Below are 20,112 nucleotides of genomic sequence, written 5' to 3' on the forward strand. Positions count from 1 at the left end.
CGTTTCTGGTGAAGTCGTGGAGACGGGGTGGCAGAAAGCGGAATCGGCCTACGGTCGATTCCGCTACTCCTGGCGTTCGCGGCAGGTCTGGCCGAGGCCGCGGGCCAGTCGAATCGGATCGAGAATCTCGTCCAACTGCTCGGCGGGCAGGTCGGTGCGTTCGCCGGCCACCTCGCGCACGGTACGGCCGGTATGTACGGCTTCGGCGGCGATGTCGGCCGCGTGCTCGTAGCCGATGTAGTGGTTGAGCGCGGCGGAAATCGACGGTGAGGACTGGGCGTATGAACGCCCCAGGTCAGCATTGATTTCGATGCCTTCCACGCAGTTGACGCGGAACGTCTCCATGGCGTGCGTCAGCAACGCCATGCCGGTCAGCAGCTCATGCACCATCACCGGGTCGAAGGCGTTCAGCTGCAACTGTCCCTCGGCCACAGCCCAGTTCACAGTCACGTCCATGCCGAAAATCGTGAAGCAGCACTGGTTGACGCATTCGGGGATCACAGGGTTCACTTTGGCCGGCATGATCGACGATCCGGCCTGGCGAGCCGGCACGTTGAGATCGTTGAAACCGCAGCGCGGCCCGGAATTGAGCAGTCGCAAATCGTCGGCGGCCTTCTTCAGGTGCACGGCGAGGCTCTTGATGGCAGCCGACGTGGCCACGTACGCGCCCATATCCGTCATGGCGGCCACCGGATCGGGCGCGGCGGTGACCGGCAGCCCGGTGATTTGCGCCAGATGCTTGATAGCGGACTTGCGGAATCGCAGATCCGCGCAAATGCCGGTACCGATGGCGGTGGCACCGAGGTTGAGCTGGGCCAGCAGCGGCACCACGCGATCGAATGCAGCCAAATCAGACTTCAACAGCGTGGCAAACGCATGAAATTCCTGACCATAGGTCATTGGTACGGCGTCCTGCAGCTGCGTGCGGCCAATCGTCACGTCATTGATATGTTTGTCGGCCAGATCGTGGAAGGCCTTGGCGAGTTTCTTGGTGGACTCGGCGAGCGGCCCGATCGCGTCGATAAGCGCGAGTTTGCAGGCGGCCGGGTAGGTGTCGTTCGTGGACTGCGACTTGTTGACGTCGTCGTTCGGATGGATGTATGTGTAATCGCCGCGCTGGCGGCCGGCGATTTCCAACGCACGGTTGGCGATCACCTCGTTCATGTTCATGTTCGACGAGGTGCCGGCACCGCCCTGCATCACATCGACCGGGAACTGATCGGCCAGTTTGCCGGCCTCAATTTCTAGGCAGGCGGCGCGAATGGCCTCGGCCTTGGCTGGGTCGATCAGGCCTAATTCCTCATTGGCGATGGCGCAGGCGCGCTTGACCGTGGCATAGGCGCGAATCAGCTCGGGATGTTGGCTATCGGTGATGCCGGAGACCGGGAAGTTGCCGATAGCGCGCTGGGTGTGAATACCCCAGTAGACGTTCGCCGGCACCTCCATCTGGCCGATGCAGTCATGTTCCAGACGGGTCTTGTTCGATGTTTCGCTCATGCTTCCATCTTCCTGTGCGTGGGTTGGAAACGCCAGCATGAGAGGCTGATTGCGCCTTGTGAGAAACCTCACGCGAGGTTCGTGCGGCGGAAACAATCCAGACTCGCTGGTTTTCGGTCAAGCGGTGTACCCGGGGAATCCTGCGGGGCCGTTCGACGATGAGATGGTGGATGGCGCGGCATGCGTGGCGGCGACCGGCATGCCGGGGGCGGTCGAATCCTGCGCATTGTGCACGAAGATGCGATTCCAGTAATTAAGCATGTCCTTTTGGCTCATGGCCAGGTATATGCCCATGGCCAGCACGGCCACATCTTCTTTAAGCAGGTCTTTGATTTCGATGGTGTCGCTCAATTCGGGCCAACGTTGCAGCACGGCGAGCATGCCGCCCACGGTGAACTCGACCATGAGATCGGTTTTCAGGTCAAGGTTCTTGGGGTCGCGTTGCAATGTGCTGAGCATTTGCAGACGGCAGAAGTCGCGCAGCGATTCGGTCAGTTCAAGCGTGCTGTGCGGGCCTGCCAACAGGGCCAGGTGGTCGAGGCGCTGACGCTGCTCTGGATCGGAGAGCGTGGCGGTGACGCGGTCTCGCCATTGTTCCTCGGGATTGCCGTTCGGATCGGGGGTGCGGTTGATCGGAATCGATTCGACCTGATGCAGGATGGCTGAATCGGCCAATTCGGGCAGGCTGGAGAAGTGATAGTAGAACGAATTACGGTTCACGCCAGCCTCACGCACCACGTCGGTAACGGTGATCTTGCGATAGTCGCGGTCGGCGAGCAATTCCCAGAAAGCGTTCTCGAGGCGTTCTTTGGCGGGCAGCACCTCGGAATCATGGCGTGGACGTGGCATCTCTTCCTCCTGATGCACCAGCGTGATATGGTCACGCTGTCTAATAACTTATTGGGCAGTATAACTATTATTTGTGGACATGTCTATGAGCTAATCGGCGATTTCAGTTGCGTCCTCCGCTGATGGCGAAGCTGTGGTGCCGGCATCGGCATCAGTATCGGCTCTGGCCGGAGCTGCGCTATCTGCTCCTGCTGCAGTTTCTGCTGGGATCTCGGCTGTTGCTTTGGAGGTCGCAGAACTTGGTGCGGAAGCCGGGGCGGGCGTCGGCTTGCGTTTGGCCGTGGACGCCTTGAACAGTATCGCCAGAGCCTCAACCAAATGACGCCGGTCTGCGGGGGTCAGCCCAACGTACGCGCCAAGCATCGCCGGAATCGAAGCGGGGAAGTTGCTCATCACCTCGCTGAAGCTGGTGGCGCCGTTGGCGTGCAGCACGGTGAACAGCGCATCCACCGCACGCTCGCGCTGTTCGGGCGTAAGCGTGGCGATCCAATGGTTCAGCTCCTCGTTAAACAACTGCGAGCTGGAACTCAAATCCGGCTCGGTGATGAACTGGTCACCATCCAATAGCCAGGTGAAGGCGGAATGCTGCATGATGCCATCCGAATCGGAAGAGACCACGCGGCAAGGCTCCGGGGTCTCGAAAATCATGCCCACAATCGACGAACTCGGCACGATTTTCGTCACCTTCGGCTGGATGGTGCGGTAGGCGGGGCTGGTCACAATCTCCGGCGGGAAACCGGGGCCATCCAGTGAATAGACATGCTGAATGCGCTTGCGCACCTTGGGATCGGCGTTCATGGCCGCGTAAATCGCCAGATTGCCTCCCTTGGAATGGCCGACCAGAATAATCGGACCCTCCCACAGTCGCGCCACCATATCCAGATAGGCGCTGGCTGAACGTTGCGCCGGCACCGGATACTGGAAAGCCATATTGAAATCTTCCTTCCATCCGATGAGCGAATCATCGGTGCCGCGGAAGGAAATAACCAACGTGCCTTTGTAGGTCGGCTTTCGGCGCTTGTGGCCGTCGGGCAGTTGGAAGGTGGCGGCGGCGAATTGGGTTTGCTCACCCTGATTGATGTGCTCGACCACCGCGCCCAGGCGAACGTTGGCGTAGCGGGGGTTTTCGCCTGCGGCCTGGAACAGGTCGTGGGTCAGGTCCGGGTTGACCACTGAAACCATTTGGGCTTCGTGCGGCTTGTCGTCGGCATGTGTTTCCGGCGAACGATGCAGCTCGCGGTTGGCCTCGTCAAGGCTTACCGATTCAAGCTCGGGATGCCAGATACCCTTCAGCCAGATCAGTGGATGCTTGGGTTCGAAAGCGCGAATGCGTGCGGCGAACGAGCCTGACCGCGTCTCATCCAGCATCAACGTCGGACAGACACTGGCCACATCCTCATAGATGAGCGTGGAGATGATCAAGGCGTCGATTTCGTTGAACGGCAAGTCGGCGAAGGAGCGCGTTTCGGTGTGCGCGTAATCGATAATGCCGGTCATGCGCACCTCCTGCTTCCGTTGATATTGCATATCCCCTTGGGCTGCGTGGTCTTGCGATCGCGTGCGGCCGTGCGGCTGCGCGCAGCAATTAACCATATGCATTCCATTGTAGGGATTGTACGGTTTTGGCCGGCGCGATCGAGCAAGACTGCACCGACGGCGAACAATTCGTGGAAGGATTCCCGTCGGCTTGTCGAAAATTGTCGGGTAGCAGGGTTGCGATGCCAGCCAGCCGACCACCCTCCGGCGCTACGCGCCATCTCCCGCCGGCGGGAGGGTTAACCACTCAATCCTTTTTGACGAGGCGGACCGCTGGACCCGTCAAAGGTTCGGCAGATCGAAGCGCGCCAGATCCACGCCCTCGAGTTCAAGCAACTCGGCCTTGATGTCGAGTCGGCCGCCGTAGCCGCCAAACGCGCGGCCCGAGCCGACTACGCGGTGGCAGGGCACGATGATGGTAACCGGATTGCGCTTCACTGCGCCTCCGACCGCCTGCGCGGCCATGCGGCCGCCGCCGCGTCGTTCGGCCAATTCGGCGGCGAGTTCGCCGTAACTTACCGTCATGCCATAGGGGATTTCGGCCACCAGATTCCACACTTCATGTTGGAATGGCGTGCCGGCGGGATGCAAAGGCGGCACCTGATCCGAGCCGGGGCGTTCGCCGGCGAAATAGGCGGTCAGCCATTCGCGGGTTATACGGAATACGTCGGGTTCACTATCGGATTCGCGATTCGAATCGAGAACGGCTTGGTGATCGGTGGCCCACCACCAGTCTTCAAGACAGAGTTCGGTAAGTCCCTCGCCGTCGGAGGCCATCATCATCCGGCCGATGGGCGTTTCGACTGTGGCCCGCATCAGTTGTCGTTGCGTCATACCGCCATTATCGCGCGTTGAGGGATGAAGCCCATACCGTGCCTGATTCCATGAAGGACGGCACGTCGGCGTAGTTCGGGAACTTCACTTCGGCGCTCGATAATCGTTGGAAAACCGGTGGGACACGCGGGGGCTTGGCTTTTTCCTGAGATTGGCGTATCTTTGTCACCTGTTGCCTGTGAAGGTAACACATGCGGACATAGCTTAGTTGGTAAAGCGCAACCTTGCCAAGGTTGAGACCGCGGGTTCGAGTCCCGTTGTCCGCTCTCGGATGGTTGATTCATGCTGATTGATTCGACCGGATGATGACCCGGGCGGTTGGCGCAGTGGTAGCGCACTTCCCTGACACGGAAGGGGTCACAAGTTCGAATCTTGTATCGCCCACTCGATGAATCGCCGGCAGAATGTTGCCGGTTTTTTCATCACAGGCTCGGGCGATTGGCGCAGCGGCTAGCGCACTTCGTTCACACCGAAGGGGTCGTAGGTTCGATTCCTACATCGCCCACCCGAGATTCACGCTCGTTGGCCATGTGGCCGCGAGCGTTTTTTCATAATCGATGTATTCCGATTATGCCGGTCCAATCGGGGTGCGGGCTAGAATGCCGCGGAGCCGGCAGAATGGCGGGATTCCGCCGATGCAACCTGTGGTTGCGCGCGAATATGCAACCTGAAGATGGTGGCGCGGAACTGGTTTGCCGTGGCATAGTGAGGGCATCGGCCGAATATGTCATGATGAGCATTACCTATGAAGGGACACTCCGATGAGCTTCCGCGCCAACCTGCAATACCTGCGCGCACAACGCAACATGCCCCAGGAACAGCTGGCCATGTTGCTCGGCGTCTCGCGCCAGGCCATCTCCAAATGGGAATCCGAGAAGGCCTATCCCGAGATGGACAAGCTGCTTATGATCTGCGACCTGTTCGGTTGCACGCTTGATGACCTGGTACTTGGCGATGTGAGTGCGAGCGTGAACGTGGGTGCGGCCGCGCGCGGCGCAGCGGAGGGCGACCATGGCTCGGCTGCCAGAACCGTAACCGGGGAGGGAGCCGGGGAACCCGCGTATATGAAGGATGCTGATGGGAACATCGGTGAATCAGCGCGGTCCGGCGGTGACGGCATCAATGGCCCGAGCTCCGCAAATGCATTGCCCGGCGAAATGTTGCACGGAACCAGTTCATCACGTCCCGGCACGCTGGCTAATGTGGCTGCCTTACCGCAGGATCTGACCGGCTACGATGAACACCGCTGCCGATTCGCGCTACTGATTGCCGGCGGTGTCGCGGCGATTATCGCGGGAGCCGGCATCGGCAACCTGTTCGATTCCGATAATTCCATTCTCGGCGTGACGCCACTCAACGATTTTCTGACATTCCTGGGCATCTGCGTGGGCGTGATTATCGGGCTGGCGATGCTGATTCCGGGCGGCATGTCACATACCGACTTCAAACGGCGGCATCCCTATGTCGAGGATTTCTATGCTGCGAGATGTCGCCCTCGGCACAGAGTTGCCGAGGGCCGGCAAATCACTCCCGCGTCGGGTCCTTTTGCAGGAGCAGGAAGACGAGTGCCGCGACGAGCAGGACGGCGATGGAGAGCACGCCGAGCGAGGCGTTGCCGGTCAGGGACGTGGTGGTGGCCACCAGGAAGGTGCCGATGATCGAGGCGGTCTTGCCGAAGATATCGTAGAAGCCGTAGTACTCGTTGGCGTGATCCTTGGGGATGATCTTGCCGTAGTACGAGCGGGAGAGCGCCTGGATGCCGCCCTGGAACATGCCGACCAGAATCGCCAGAATCCAGAACTCCACGGCCGACTTCAGGAAGAACGCGGCGAAGAACACGATGCACATGTATGCCACGACCGCCGCCGTGATCATCACTTTGCAGCCGAACCGGCCGGCCAAACGACCGTAGAGAATCGCGCAGGGGAAGGCCACGAACTGCGTGACGAGCAGTGCCACCACCAGCTGGGTGGAGTCGATGCCAAGCTCGGCACCGTAGGAGGTACTCATCGAAATCACCGTGTTCACGGCATCGATGTAGAAGAAGAACGCGATCATGAACATCCACAACGGCTTGTTCTTCACGATTTTGCCGAACGTGCCCGCCAGTTCGCTGAACGTGCCGCGCACGGCCGAGCCCAGCTGGTCACGGGTGGCGCGATAGTGCACTTGGCGGTAGCTGGTAAGCAGCGGGATGGTGAATGCCACCCACCAGATGGCGGTGATGATGAACGAGGCGCGCGTGCAAGCCACCGTGGACCAGTCGAAGAGCGACGGGCCGCCGAAGATCAGCGCGATGCAGAAGATGAACGGCACGGTGGAGCCGATGTAGCCCCAGCCGTAGCCGTGCGAGGAGACCTTGTCCATGCGCTCGTTCGAGGTGGCGTCGATAAGCATCGAATCATAGAACGTTAGCGAGCCGTTGAGGCCGATGGTCGCCAGAATGTAGACGACCAGGAACGGCAGCCAGGTCAGGGGCAGGGCCATTGCGCAGCAGGTGACCACGCCGGTGCCGAAGAAGCCCAGGAAGAACTTGATTTTCATGCCTTGCACGTCGGCGATGGAGCCGAGCAACGGCATGAGCAGCGCTATGACCAAGGAGGCAATGGTTTGCGCGTAGCCCCAGGCGGACACGATGTTGCCGTCCGCCGGCATCAGTGATTTGGCGTAAATGGGGATGACGGCGGTGGACAGCAGCACGAATGCCGAGTTGCCGACGTCGTAGATGATCCACTTCTTCTCGCGGGCGGTCAGTTTGGCGCTTTGCGGCACCGGTTCGTGGACATTCGTGGGATCAGTCATATACACTCCTCGACAGTATTCAACTCAATCTATCGTAGAAGCGCGGACTAGGGTAGGGGAGCCATTCCGGTTGAACGGCGGATGAATAATGCCGGGCCTCTTTCTAAGGGGAGCCAGAGCAAAAATAGCTCCCCTCGCTGAGGGGAGCTGGCCGCGAAGCGGACTGGGGGGAGCTACCTATAGTCGACTATTCGCCGATCAGCGCGATGGCCTCGTCGTAATCGGGGCATTGCGGCACGCCGTTGAGGCTGCGCTGAATGGCGATGGATGCCGCCGCGTTGGCGATCTTTACCGATTCGGCCAGACTATGGCCCTTTGCCAGCATCGCGCACATCACGCCGGTGTGGCAACCGCCCGCCGAACGGGTGTGTACGGCCTTGGTCGGGTATCCCTCGATATGAATCGTCTCGCCACCTGGCTCACGAATCCAAGCGCCGCGGGCGCCGACACGCACCACCAGCGGCGCGCGCAGTGTAGTGCCCAAGCCGTCACACAACTGGTGCATGAAGTCGTCGAGTCCACCGCCGATGGTGACCTTGCTGTCGTCGATCGGCGCGCCCAGGCGCTCGGCCAGCGTCATGGCCTCCTGACGGTTGCAGGACCAGACCGGGCGTGCGAGCACCAGGTCCTCAAGCATATGGTCGTTGACCAGACGCAACGTATTGGTGGGATTGATCACCAGCGTGTAGTCGCGTGCAGCCGGGTCGGTACCGGCCTTGAGTAGGAATCCGTCCACGCCGGTGGCCGTATGGTCCATCAGTGTGTTGCCGCTGATGTGCACCACGTCTTTGGGCTGCGGCTCCAGCGTGTTGAACGTGTCCGCGTCGCCATGAGCCTCGGCGCCATAGGAAGCGATGAACGTCTTCTTCGGCGCGCCGGAGCTCAGCACCACGCGGAAACCGGAATCCTCATCAAGACGATCCTGGCCGATATGCGTGATGCCGTTGTCTTGGAATGACTGGCGGATGAAATGCGCCCACAGGCCGTTGCCCAGAATGCCGGCGTGCTCGGTCGGCACGCCCATGCGGCTGGCCGCCTGCAGCACGCGATAGCTGCCGCCAATGGAGGGCTTCGGATGATCGGCCACGGCGAATCCGCCCTGTGCCGGCACCTCGTCCACATTGAGCATAATGTCCACCCAGACTTGACCCAGTGAAATCACGCTGGGCTCGTGAGTGCCGATACCTCGCCTGAGATTCAACATGACAGCCTCCTTCGTCGTAAGTTGCACGAGGACCCCTTCGTCCCTTGCCGTCTCTTATACCGAGATTATATGAGAGTTTGCTGGATGCGGAATAGGCAGGCCGGCGTGTTTTATCAGGTAAACGCTACGATTTGCGGCGTAATTCGCCGCTGGCGAACTGCTGGCGAACTACTTGCGGACCGCTGGCGAACCAATGCCGAACCGCTCGCGAACCGCTGATGGCCCATTCGCAAGTTACGCTCGAACCGCGCGTGAACCGCCGAAGTTCGCCCATGATACACGCAAGAGTTGCGGTTGTCGGTATTGGGCTATATATTTGTGAAGTTGTGTGTTCGGCATGTCGGGTGAAACCGGCGGTCGAATGCGTGAAAGACTTGACACATCAAGGTTAAGGGAGTCCATCATGGCAGCTCGTTGCGCAGTGTGCGGCAAGGGACCGCAGACCGGTTTCACCGTTTCCCATTCGCACCGTCGTACCAAGCGTAGCTTCCGCCCGAACCTGCAGTCTGTACGCACCACGATTGATGGCGAGAACACTCGTCTGCGCGTGTGCGTCAAGTGCCTCAAGGCCGGCAAGGTTCAGCGCGTGGCCGCGTGAATCGCGTACTAACGTGGAGCAAAACCCGTTTGAGCTTCGGCTCAGCGGGTTTTGTTGTTTCTGCGGCCTAAAGAGGCCGTGCGAATAGAATAGGCCAATATGAGCATCACTATGGACACCACTCTCGCTTCGCTGGTCACCAACAAGCGTCGCGTGTCCGCGCTCAAATCGCTGGGAATCGTCACTGTCGGCGACGCCCTGACCTACTATCCCTTCCGCGTCACCGAACCGGTGCCGCTTCGCGCCATCCGCGAGGCCGCACCCGGCCAGCAGATGGCATTTGCCGCCGTGATACGAGACATGCGCGTGGTGCCGATGAACGCTCGCCGCGGCTACCGACTCGAGGCGACGGTTGACGACGCTGACTTTGCCCGTTCGCGTCGCGTACCCGGCAGCACGGCCCGGCTCACGTTCTTTTCGTATCGTAAATCGTATGTGGATTGGGTCAGCATGCGGCTGCGCGCCGGCACGTCTGTGGTGGTCTCCGGTATGCCCAGCGAATACATGGGGCAGCTGCAATTCACGCACCCCGAAATCCTCACTGTCGCGCCCGGGTCGGCCGGAGCAGGAGCGGGGCTTGAGGGTTACGCTCGGGGTGCGGCATCCGGCAATGGTGCGTTTGCGGGAAGTACCGATCCGTATGCCAGTGTGCAGTCCGCGTATCCGCCGGCCGCGGCTGCCTCTTCCGGGGCCGCGCTGAAATACGACGCCGATACCGTGCAAGAGGCGCTTACCCGCGTCTGCCGGCCCCGCCCGGTATATCACGCCAGTTCGCGTATCTCGTCCGAACATATTCATGAGACGATTCTGGGATTGCTGTGGATGATGGGGGCCCGCACGTCATCCACGCCTGACGGGCAACTCGCTGGCGCTGGGTCAGCCGGCATTGTGGCTCCCACGACCGACACCATCGCCGTCCAAAACGGGGAAGAGAATTCCGGCACGACCGCCGAATCCGGTGCTGAGGCGCTCTCCCAATCCATCCCAGATGTGCTGCCCGAATCGGTGCGCAAGGCCAAGAACCTCATGCATCGGGCTGAGGCGTTCCTGGCCATTCATGATCCGGCTTCCACGACCCGGTTCAAGGAGGCCATCGAAACCCTGCGCTATGAGGAGGCTTTCGTTTCGCAGACCTCGCTGCTGAAGTCTCGACAGCACGCGCACAAGTCATCGGCGCATCCTTGCCCGCTGAACGAGGCGCTGGAAACAGCTCGAGCGTCGGTGGGCGAAGCGGTTGCGGAGCCAAGTACGCAACCAGAAGCATCGGAGCGCGGTTCTGCGACCGATCTGCCTGATCTGCCCAATTTGCCCAATTTGCGCGACCGCTTCATCGCATCGTTGCCGTTCACACTGACAGCCGGGCAGAGTCAGGTGGTGGACGACATCGCGTCCGATCTTGAACGTGACTGGCCCATGCAGCGTCTGTTGCAGGGCGAAGTCGGCTCCGGCAAAACCGTAGTGGCGCTCGCGGCCATGCTGCAGGCGGTCGGCGCCGGCTATCAGGCGGTGCTGGTGGCTCCCACTCAGGTGCTTGCCGAACAGCATTACGAGACCATCAGCAAGATGGTGTCGGGGTTGACCCTTGCACAGCCGGGTGCCAAGGAGACCGATGCCGCGGCCGACGTTGAGGGCGCGATGGGCGCGTCCGGTGCTTCGACGGTCTCTTCTTCCAAGGTGACTGCGGAAATTCCCGTCACCCTGCTGACCGGTGGTATGAAGCTTGCCGCCCGGCGTAAGGCGCTCGCTGCGGCCGCCAGTGGTGAGCCGGGCATTATCGTGGCCACGCACGCGGCGTTTTCCAAGACCTTCCAAGCCCCGCACTTGGCCTTGGTGGTGATCGACGAGCAACACCGGTTCGGTGTGGAACAGCGCGAAAGCCTCAACGCCAAAACCGATGACGGCACCACGCCGCATCTACTGGTGATGACCGCCACGCCCATCCCGCGCACCGCCGCCATGACTTGGTTTGGCGATCTCGATATTTCCTGGCTCACCGAATTGCCTGGCGGCCGCAAACCGATTCGTACCGTGGTGGTCAATGAGGCCGACGCCGCCACCATGGGGCGTATGTTCGCGCACATTCGCGCGCGAGTCGACGCGGGGGAGCGGGCCTATATCGTGTGCCCGCGCATTGATGCGGATGATGAGGAGAACGAAGGCGGTTCCGGCGTTTCGGCAGCAGCCGGTTCTGCCCGCGGACGCGCCGCAGCATCTGGTTCCAGTGCCCGCACAGCTGCGGGCGGCCGTGCGACGCGCGCGGCGGCCGATGCCATCGGCATCGACGACCCCTACGAAACCTTCGACGAAAATGGCGAAACCGTGGCTCGCCCGCCATTGCATGCGGTGGCCGAAATCGCCGACCGGTTGCAGAAACTTCCACAGTTCCAAGGCATTCGGTTTGCGACTCTGACCGGCCGCGACAAGGATGACGTCAAAACCCAGGTCATGGCCGATTTTGCCGGCGGCGAGACTCCGATCCTGGTGTCCACCACGGTGATCGAAGTCGGCGTGGACGTCAAGCAGGCCAGCTGCATCGTCATCTTTGATGCCGACCGATACGGCCTCTCTCAGCTGCATCAGCTGCGCGGCCGCGTGGGGCGTGGCGGCACCAACTCGTGGGCGTTCCTTATTTCCCGTGCGGAACCCGGCTCCCCGGCCGAGCAACGGCTCGAAGTGATTCACCACTCGCTCGACGGTGCCGAAATCGCCCAAGCCGACTTGGAATTCCGCGGTGCCGGCGATGTGCTCGGCGACGCCCAATCCGGCGGCAAGTCCAGCCTGAAGCTCCTGCGCGTGGTCAAGGACGCCGACATGATCGCCGACGCCCGCACCCGTGCCGGGCAGCTTCTGGCCGCCGACCCCGAACTGGCAGGTGAGGTCCAACTCGCCGGTGCCGTCCTCGACTTCACCCGAGGCAACGAAACCTTCCTGACCTCCAGCTGAGGCACCTCCAGCTGAGGCTAGGGCTGCGCCCCCGTAATCGCACGATATAGTTTTTCCGTATGCCGATCGTGAGGAAATCACGGTCGGGAAGCCCTCGAATGTGCTTCAGTGGAGGCAAGACCATTCGTACATGAGGTACTCGAAGTGCATATATCATTGGTGCGCTTCGAGCACCCCATTGTTGTTCATGATTGGTATGCGCAGATGAACCTGTACAGTGAAAGCTATGCGTGTAATTTCTGGACGATTCAAGGGTGTGGCGCTTGCTACGCCGAAAACGGGTACCCGGCCTACCACGGATCGCACCAAAGAGGCGATTTTCTCGCACCTCGACTCATGGGGAGTGCTGGATGATGCCCGTGTACTGGACCTGTTCGCCGGTACTGGTGCGTTGGGCATCGAAGCGCTGAGCCGTGGCGCGCGAGAACTCGTGGCCGTGGAAAGTTCCCGGCCTGCGGCGGCGCTGATTACCAAGACCTTGGCGCAGCTACAGAAGAATCGTTCGTGGGATGCTTCGCTCAAGGCCCGTGTGCTGGTCAAAAAAGCCGAGCAAGTGGCTGGCGGCTTCGGCGAACCATTCGACGTGATATTCATCGACCCGCCCTATGCCTATGAGACCGCTGAATGCAATCAGCTACTGTCCGATCTGGCGGCGGGCAGCGCCACCAACGAGAACACGGTGATCATGCTCGAACGCTCGGTACGCTCGGATGATCCCACTGCCCCCGGAGGCTGGCAAATCACCGAAAGCCGCAACTACGGCGAAACCGCCGTCTTCTACATCGAATCCGCGGATGACGACTCGGATATAGAGCGTTCCGACGATTCCGCCGCGTAGTGAATCTCCCACCGTGTGGTGAATTAATCGGCGAGCCGGCGCGGATGGGCGGCGGAGACCTCCCAGCCCAAGGCCATCAGGGTCTTGCGATCGGCCTTATCCAGCGCCTTGCAATCCAGTGCCGCGATAAGGTCTGGCCGAATCTCGGCGGTGCGGGCCAGCGCTTCGTCGCGGCGAAAACGGTCCACCTTGCCGTGGTCGCCGGACAACAGCACATCCGGCACCGCAATACCGCGCCACACGGCCGGCTTGGTGTACTGGCGATGTTCAAGCAGTGCGCCCTCGCCGGTGTAGGATTCCTCAACAATCGAATCTGGGTTGCCCATGAATCCGGGCATCAGGCGGGTGATGGCCTCAAGCATCACCGATACCGCTACTTCGCCGCCGTTCAGCACATAGTCGCCGATCGAATATTCGCGTACGTCGACGCCTTGGGCGCGGTAGTAGTCCGGGATGCGCGCATCGTAGCCCTCATACCGGCCGCAGCCGAACAGCAGATGGTCGGCATGGCTGAGCTCGGTGGCGTCGCGCTGGGTGAACAACGGGGCCGATGGGTTCGGGAAGATGAGCACCGGTGCGCCGGATGGGGCGGGGGAGCCGGACGGCTGCGAGAATCCCAGCAGTTCGTCCAGACATTCGCTCCACACTTCGGGCTTCATCACCATGCCGGCCCCGCCGCCGACTGGCGTATCATCCACCGAATGATGCACATCGTGGGTCCAGTCGCGCAGGTTGTGCGCCTTGATCTCCAACAATCCCTTGGCCTGGGCTTTGCCCATCAGGCTGAGGTTCATCACCTCAAAGTATTCGGGGAACACGCTCACGATATCGATCTTCATGTCATCCAGCCTAACGGTAGCCCCTCCCGCATTACACGGCCACCACTACACTATTGCGGTGATGAATACGACGATGAACCTCCCCACCCGCAAAAAGCCCGAAGTGTTGTCCCCGGCCGGCAACCTGAGGGGCCTGAAAACCGCGGTCGATTATGGTGCCGACGCCGTCTACTGCGGCGGCAAAGCCTTCGGCATGCGATCGGCCCCCAAAAACCTTAGCCTTGAGGATTTCGAGGAAGGATCGCGCTACGCCCATGAACGCGGCGCTCGCGTGTACGTGACCTGCAACGTGCTGCCGCGCAACAACGAGATCGAAGCCATGCGCGAGTACGTCGGCCAGCTCAAAGACACCGGCGTGGACGCGCTGATCGTCTCCGATATTGGCGTGATGATGATGGCCCGTCAGGTGGCTCCGAATCTGGAACTGCACGTCTCCACTCAGGCCGGCGTGACTAATTATCAGGCTGCGAACGCCTTCTACGAGCTTGGTGCTCGCCGTGTGGTGTTGGCCCGCGAGATGGACTTGCAGGCCGTGCGTGATATTCGCGCCAACATTCCTGATGACCTCGACATCGAATGCTTCGTCCACGGTGCTATGTGCATGGCCTTCTCCGGCCGCTGCCTGTTCTCCAACTATCTGACCGGCCGCGATGGCAATCACGGCGAATGCGCCCAGCCATGCCGCTGGAAGTATTCGATCGTGGAAGAGAAGCGCCCCGGCCAGTACTTCCCGATCGAGCAGACCGAGAACGGCGCCTATCTGTTCAATTCGCAGGACATGAATATGCTGGGGCACTTGGATGATTTGATTGACTCCGGTGCCACCAGCCTCAAAATCGAAGGCCGCGCGAAAAGCGCCTACTATATCGCCGCCATGACCAACGCCTACAAAACCGCGGTTAATGAATACATGATTCAACGCGGTTTTGAAGACGCTGATGGCAATGTTTTGAAGCCTTTCCATGACCGTGTGATTCGCCCGGGCGACCCCGATTTTGGCCAAGGAACCGAAGATCAAGTGATGCGCAATGCTGATGCCGCGTTCGCCGGTGTGGCCGATGAGGGATATGACCGTGGCTCTGATACTGCGGTTGCCGATTCGGTCACCGGCTCGGTTGCCGCAGAACGTGACCGCGTGACGGTTGCTGATGCCGTCGACTCAACTGCCTCTGGTACGCCGGCCGGCACCGCCGTCGAACCCGACGGCATGAGCTCTCACGCCCGTTCCACGCGCCGCAAGTCCAACACCGCGGTCGAACAGATTGAGACCGATTGGAAACATGCGGCCGTTCGCCCGGCCCCACACGTCGAACTGCCCGAATGGCTGCTCGAGGAAACCGACAAGGTGGCCCACCGCGACTACTCCACCGGCTTCTATTACCCGGAGCACAAGGTCACACAGAACACCGACCGCTCCGCCTACTTCCGCTCATGGCTGGTAGTGGGCGAAGTGCTGAGCTGGAGCGCGGACGAAGACGGACGTGTCACGCTGATGAGCCGTAACAAGATTGAGCCCGGTCAACAGGTCGAATTCCTGCTGCCTGGCGAGAGACCATTGGTCTTTACCGTGCCGGAAACCGGCCTGCGCGATGCCGATGGCGCGCCAGTACCCGCCATCAATAATCCGGCGCACGTGTTCTCGATGCCCTGCCCGCACCAGGTGCCCATCAACGCCGCCATCCGCTCGCGCACCAAAAAGCCCACCCTCAAAGCCGAATAACCTACCACTCCGCCCCCGCTGACTGGGGGTGGTCATGAAAATCATGAACACCGCCCGCACCCAAGAAAGAATGCCTTATGCCTGAATACAGCGAAGAAATCCTCGATTCCAACAGCATCAGCTCTACCGATAAAGCCGGTCGCCCTATTCCGGTGACCATCCCCATCGCACTGGCCCCCGGCATCAAGGTGGTGTACACCACGCGACTGGGCGGCCTGAGCGCCGGCGATTACGGCAACCTGAACCTCGGCGGCAAGTCCGGCGACGAACCTGAGGCCGTGCTGTCGAACCGCATCGCACTCGCCGAAGCGGTGCAAGCCCGCCTATCGCTGGTCTCCCAAGTACATTCCGGCGTGGCTGTGGACGTGGACGACTCGTTCGTCATCAACACCCCCTTCGGCTTCGACGTGTCCGGCACACATGGTGAGACTGACACTCCGCACGTCATCGAGGCGGACGGCCAGGTCACCGCACAATCCGGCATCGCCCTAGGCATGTTCGCGGCCGACTGTCTGCCGGTGCTGCTGGGCGACCCGGTCACCGGTATCATCGGTGCGGCCCACTGCGGCCGTCGTGGTCTGGAGCGCGGCGTGATCGGCACCACGGTGGACCTGATGAAGAGCAAGGGTGCCGACCCGGCGAACATCGTGGCCACACTCGGCCCGCGCATCTGCGGCGACTGCTATGAAGTGGGCGACGAGATCGCCGACCAGTTCATCAAGCGCTTCCCGCTGACCAAGACGAAGACCCGTTTCGGCGGTGCCGGCATCGACATCGCCGAAGCCGCGATGATCGACCTCGCTTTCGCCGGTGTACATCAGGTGGTCGATTCGATGCCGCGCGTGCACGCCGCCACCCAGTACCTTGAGGAAGACCCGGAACTCGCCGAACTGTGCCGTACGGATGGCGAAGGCCCGGCCGAGCTCGCGGAGCGCATCGACAACATCAGCCACAGCATGTGCACGCTCGAAAACCCACTGTGGTACTCGCACCGCCGCGCCGCGCTCGCCAACAAAACACACGAAGGCCGCCTCCTCGCCCTCATCGTGCGTGACTAAACGGAGAATGCGAGCACATTCCGTGGAGAAGATGTGATGCAGTTCACGGACGGCCAGCCCTCACCCTACGGTGGTGCCTATGACTGAGAGAGATTTCGATACCCCCGTCGAGACGCCTACCGTCCAGCCGGTCCCCGCTCAGGGCGCCAAACCGGCGCAAACCGTGCCGGTGGTGGCCGTGGTGCTGGCCGCCGGCTTCGGTACGCGCTTCGACCCCGATAATCCCAAGCAGCTTGTCTCCGTGGGCGGCAAGCCCATCGTGTGCTGGAGCATTGATGCCTTTGAACATTGCGACCGCGTCAGCGACATCGTGGTGGTGGTCAATCCCAAGGTGCGCGGTGAAGTGGAAACGTTGGTTGGCGAGATGGGCTACACCAAGGTCCGCGTCATCATTGACGGCGGTGACGAGCGTGTGGACAGTACCGCCGCCGCGCTCGACATGCTGGCTACGGCTGGCATTCCGGACGATGCCAAGATTCTGATCCATGACGCCGTCCGTCCGTTCGTGGAACAGTCCGCCATCGACGGTTCGATTGATGCGCTCGACCAGTTCACGGCCGCAACCGTGGCCTACGCCTCAACCGACACCGTGCTGTTGACCGAGGATCTGGGCGATTTGAAAGTGGTCAAGTCGGTGCCGGACCGCCCGAACACCTTCCGCGCGCAGACCCCGCAATCCTTCCGCTTCGCGACGATTCGTCACGCTTACGATTTGGCTGCCGCCGACCCGGACTTCCATCCCACCGACGACACGCGCGTAGTGGTCGATTATCTGCCTGATGAACCCGTCGCCATTGTCTCCGGTGCGGAAACCAACCTGAAGATCACCACGCTGGAAGATATTCCCACAGCTGAGCGTATCGCCGAGGAGATTCTCGGTCGTGATCCCAAGGAAGAGGCCCGCGCCCGCATGCACGCCCTGCTGGCCCAAGCGGCCGGCCAGATGCATCGCTAGACTGGCATTATGCGTGAACTCAATGTTGTGATCTCCGGCTTCGACCACTATGACGGCGTGGAGGTCAATCCCGCCGTCGAAGTGCCCAAGGCCATCGCCGAGCAGGGACTGGGCGTCTCCTCTGCTCCGGACGATCCGTTGGAGCAGGTCGCCGTCACCGTTCATGCTGTCAGCATCCCGGTGAGCTTCGCCAAAGCCTGGCCCACGCTGAAAGAGACGATTGAGGCCACCAAGCCCAATATCGTCATCGCCACCGGGCTCAAGCACGCAGCCCGAGGCGTGATGCTTGAACGATGCGCCACCAACCTGATGGACGCGATCAAGCCAGACGCGGACAACGTGATCCCACGCCGCGAACCCATCGATCCCAATGGCCCGGCCGCCTATTGGACCCGCCTGCCGTTGCGCTCGATCCTGAATGATTTCACGGACGATTCGATTCCGGCCACCTTGAGTTCGGACGCAGGTACGTTCGTATGTAATTCGCTGTTCTACAACTTGCTCAACTGGACCGCCACCCAGGAGCAGGTGCTGGGCGGATTCGTCAGCTTCCCTCCGGTCGTTCCGGCGCATTCCAGCCAGCATGGTCTACCACTCGACCAGCAAATCGCCGCTGGCCGTGATGTGGTGCGCGAAGCCGTGCGCTACTATCTCAAGCCCTCCAGCTCCGACATCCTCATCGCCTAGCACGCTGTGCGCCACGCCGGAATAGAACATGGTTCGCACGCATTGTAACGATTGCGCGTCGCTCAACGCTCAGCGCTAGTGCGATGCGCTACAGTGCTTCAAGGATGTGCCAAGAGCTTTATGCGTGTGCGAAAGGAATAAACAGCGATGGTGGATCGTTTCCCGGTGGTGCTGCGAGGATATGACAAGGAGAAGGTTGATGCTGCCTTCGACGCTACTCAGGAGAGTATGAAGCGTGCGCAGCAGACGTTGGCCAGCATGCGTGAGCAGATTGCGGCGGATGACGACCGTATTCTGCAACTGCAGGCCCAACTTCAGGAAGAGAAGAACAAGAAGCCGGAAGGCAACAGCTTCGCTTCCTTGGGAGCGAACGCCCAGCAGATGCTTGCCTCCGCCGAACAGACGAGTACCGAACTGCTGGAACGCGCCAAGCAGGACGCGTCCTCCATCCGTACCACGGCTCAGGCTCAGGCCGAAACACTGATCAACAACGCCAAGCTGGATGCCCAGCATATTGTTGACGACGCCAATGCCAAGGCCGCCTCGATTCTGACGAACGCCAGCAATCAAGCCGAATCAGTGACCACCTCCGCCAACGAGGATGCCGCACAACTGCGCTCCGAAACTGCCAAGACCATCACCGAACAGCGTCAGACCGTCGAGCTTGAGCTCAGCAACGCGCGCGAAGAGCACACTAAGAAGATGGCTTCCGAACGCTCCACTCAAGAGCGCGAAATCGCCGACATGAAGGCGGAGGCGACCCAGCAGGTTGCCGCAATGCGCAAAAGCGCCAATGAGGAGATCACCAAGCTTAAGTCTGATTCCAACGATCAGATTGAGGCGGCGCTCGCCGAGGCCAACAAGAAGCTCGCCGACGTGCGCGAGCAAGTGTCCAAGATGATGACCGAAGCCCAGCGCAAGGCCAGCGAAATCATTGATGCGGCCAAAACCAAGGGTCAGGAAATCACTGATGAGGCCGAGGTCAAGCGCACCAGCACGATGAGCCAGGTCAACGCCGAGGTCGAGCAGATCCGTCACGACATCGCCGCTCAGCAGGATGAGGCCACGAAGAAGGTCAACGAACTGCTGCAGCACCTCGAAGAGCGTCGTGTGGCGGCCAAGCGGGAAGCCGATGAGTTGGTCGGTCAGGCCAAGAACACTCGCGACCAAGCCGATTCGTATGCCGCGTCCAAGCGCGAGGAGGCGGACATCCAGGCCGCCGCAATCGTACATAAGGCGGGCGAGGAAGCCGATGCGCAGATCGAGGAGCGTCGCGCCGCCGCCCAAAGCGAGCTTGACGGTCTGTCCAAGCGCATCGCCGATCTGCAGGAACGCGAGTCCGTCATCACCCAGCGTGTTTCGGAACTGCGTTCTATGTTCTCGCAGGCGTTCTCCGGATTCGCTTTCGGCGGTAATGCGGCGGCCTCTGGTCAGGATCAGGAAGCCGCTGCCGCGGCGGCATTGCCGGTGGTTGCGCCCGTCCCGGAAGTCAAGCCTGTACACAACGAGGCCGATGACCAGCCGGGTGAGTTGAGCGGAAACGAGTCGGCTGCCGACGATCACAATGAGACAGATGCGGCACCGGCTGATTCGGCTGATTCGGCTGATTCGGCTGCGCAGAATGAGCAGTCCGAATCGTCTGAGCCGTCCGAGCACCAGACACAGGGCGAACCGGAGGCCCCGACTCAGGAGAATCCGGCCGTATCTGAGCAGAACGGCGAATGACAGGCCTTCGATTAGACTACTAGCGGT

Annotated in this window: 15 protein-coding genes, 3 tRNA genes and 1 pseudogene; 12 read left to right on the top strand and 7 right to left on the bottom strand. The window is 61.0% G+C overall.

The window, feature by feature from the left end:
• Positions 1 to 63 precede the first annotated feature (63 nt).
• From AB5287_RS08980 to AB5287_RS08995, 4 genes are all read right to left on the bottom strand, one after another.
• Positions 64 to 1,497, bottom strand: a complete 1,434-nt coding sequence (locus tag AB5287_RS08980; RefSeq protein ID WP_007051460.1) for an aspartate ammonia-lyase — start codon at positions 1,495 to 1,497, stop codon at positions 64 to 66.
• Between the two features lie 117 nt (positions 1,498 to 1,614).
• A complete protein-coding gene (locus AB5287_RS08985) occupies positions 1,615 to 2,346 on the bottom strand; it encodes a TetR/AcrR family transcriptional regulator (RefSeq protein WP_007051459.1) in 732 nt (243 codons plus the stop codon).
• 90 nt (positions 2,347 to 2,436) lie between these two features.
• Complete coding sequence (locus AB5287_RS08990; RefSeq protein WP_007051458.1) at positions 2,437 to 3,843, bottom strand: DUF2974 domain-containing protein; 1,407 nt, start codon at positions 3,841 to 3,843, stop codon at positions 2,437 to 2,439.
• Between the two features lie 321 nt (positions 3,844 to 4,164).
• The gene (locus AB5287_RS08995) at positions 4,165 to 4,716 is read right to left on the bottom strand and encodes a methylated-DNA--[protein]-cysteine S-methyltransferase (RefSeq protein WP_007051457.1); all 552 of its coding nucleotides are present in this window, start codon (positions 4,714 to 4,716) and stop codon (positions 4,165 to 4,167) included.
• A 193-nt stretch (positions 4,717 to 4,909) separates the two neighbouring features.
• Between AB5287_RS08995 and AB5287_RS09000 the strand changes: the two genes are divergently transcribed.
• The 4 genes and pseudogenes from AB5287_RS09000 to AB5287_RS09015 all read left to right on the top strand — a co-directional run.
• Positions 4,910 to 4,982, top strand: a tRNA-Gly gene (locus tag AB5287_RS09000).
• A 46-nt stretch (positions 4,983 to 5,028) separates the two neighbouring features.
• Positions 5,029 to 5,100: transfer RNA gene (locus tag AB5287_RS09005), tRNA-Val, on the top strand.
• A gap of 48 nt (positions 5,101 to 5,148) precedes the next feature.
• Positions 5,149 to 5,221, top strand: a tRNA-Val gene (locus AB5287_RS09010).
• 256 nt (positions 5,222 to 5,477) lie between these two features.
• Positions 5,478 to 6,194 (top strand): annotated as a pseudogene (locus AB5287_RS09015) (helix-turn-helix transcriptional regulator); the annotation flags it as partial.
• Between the two features lie 46 nt (positions 6,195 to 6,240).
• On the opposite strand, the gene AB5287_RS09020 reads toward AB5287_RS09015, so the two are convergent.
• Together AB5287_RS09020 and AB5287_RS09025 are read right to left on the bottom strand one after the other, a co-directional pair.
• Positions 6,241 to 7,518: an MFS transporter gene (locus AB5287_RS09020; RefSeq protein ID WP_011068433.1), complete on the bottom strand. Its 1,278-nt coding sequence runs from the start codon at positions 7,516 to 7,518 to the stop codon at positions 6,241 to 6,243.
• Between the two features lie 187 nt (positions 7,519 to 7,705).
• Complete coding sequence (locus tag AB5287_RS09025; protein ID WP_012576769.1) at positions 7,706 to 8,722, bottom strand: carbohydrate kinase family protein; 1,017 nt, start codon at positions 8,720 to 8,722, stop codon at positions 7,706 to 7,708.
• A 403-nt stretch (positions 8,723 to 9,125) separates the two neighbouring features.
• On the opposite strand from AB5287_RS09025, the gene rpmB reads away from it, so the two are divergent.
• The 3 genes from rpmB (at position 9,126) to rsmD (ending at position 13,101) form a co-directional block, all read left to right on the top strand.
• Complete coding sequence (gene rpmB / locus AB5287_RS09030) at positions 9,126 to 9,320, top strand: 50S ribosomal protein L28 (protein WP_007051452.1); 195 nt, start codon at positions 9,126 to 9,128, stop codon at positions 9,318 to 9,320.
• Between the two features lie 99 nt (positions 9,321 to 9,419).
• Positions 9,420 to 12,263, top strand: a complete 2,844-nt coding sequence (locus tag AB5287_RS09035; protein WP_368221077.1) for an ATP-dependent DNA helicase RecG — start codon at positions 9,420 to 9,422, stop codon at positions 12,261 to 12,263.
• A gap of 226 nt (positions 12,264 to 12,489) precedes the next feature.
• Positions 12,490 to 13,101 (top strand): 16S rRNA (guanine(966)-N(2))-methyltransferase RsmD, encoded by a 612-nt coding sequence (gene rsmD, locus AB5287_RS09040; protein WP_007051450.1) that lies wholly within the window; start codon positions 12,490 to 12,492, stop codon positions 13,099 to 13,101.
• Between the two features lie 23 nt (positions 13,102 to 13,124).
• Here rsmD and trmD read toward each other — a convergent pair whose 3' ends face one another.
• Positions 13,125 to 13,940 carry a tRNA (guanosine(37)-N1)-methyltransferase TrmD gene (gene trmD, locus AB5287_RS09045; protein WP_007054789.1) on the bottom strand — a complete coding sequence of 272 codons (816 nt, stop codon included), beginning with the start codon at positions 13,938 to 13,940 and terminating at the stop codon, positions 13,125 to 13,127.
• Positions 13,941 to 14,013: 73 nt separating this feature from the next.
• On the opposite strand from trmD, the gene AB5287_RS09050 reads away from it, so the two are divergent.
• The 5 genes from AB5287_RS09050 to AB5287_RS09070 all read left to right on the top strand — a co-directional run bounded on the left by AB5287_RS09050 (position 14,014) and on the right by AB5287_RS09070 (position 20,085).
• Positions 14,014 to 15,660, top strand: coding sequence for a U32 family peptidase (locus AB5287_RS09050; RefSeq protein WP_007051448.1), 1,647 nt, complete (start codon positions 14,014 to 14,016; stop codon positions 15,658 to 15,660).
• Positions 15,661 to 15,737: 77 nt separating this feature from the next.
• Entirely contained in the window at positions 15,738 to 16,718 is a 981-nt protein-coding gene (locus tag AB5287_RS09055) for a polyphenol oxidase family protein (RefSeq protein ID WP_012576783.1), read from the top strand.
• 79 nt (positions 16,719 to 16,797) lie between these two features.
• Positions 16,798 to 17,673 (top strand): IspD/TarI family cytidylyltransferase, encoded by an 876-nt coding sequence (locus AB5287_RS09060; RefSeq protein ID WP_049137692.1) that lies wholly within the window; start codon positions 16,798 to 16,800, stop codon positions 17,671 to 17,673.
• A gap of 9 nt (positions 17,674 to 17,682) precedes the next feature.
• Positions 17,683 to 18,360, top strand: a complete 678-nt coding sequence (locus AB5287_RS09065) for a pyroglutamyl-peptidase I (RefSeq protein ID WP_007051445.1) — start codon at positions 17,683 to 17,685, stop codon at positions 18,358 to 18,360.
• Positions 18,361 to 18,507: 147 nt separating this feature from the next.
• Positions 18,508 to 20,085: a hypothetical protein gene (locus AB5287_RS09070; RefSeq protein ID WP_007055711.1), complete on the top strand. Its 1,578-nt coding sequence runs from the start codon at positions 18,508 to 18,510 to the stop codon at positions 20,083 to 20,085.
• Positions 20,086 to 20,112: the final 27 nt, after the last annotated feature.

The sequence above is a fragment of the Bifidobacterium sp. RTP21102st3_E2_RTP21102_210122 genome (assembly GCF_040916945.1).
In the GTDB taxonomy this organism is placed as follows: Bacteria; Actinomycetota; Actinomycetes; order Actinomycetales; family Bifidobacteriaceae; genus Bifidobacterium; species Bifidobacterium longum.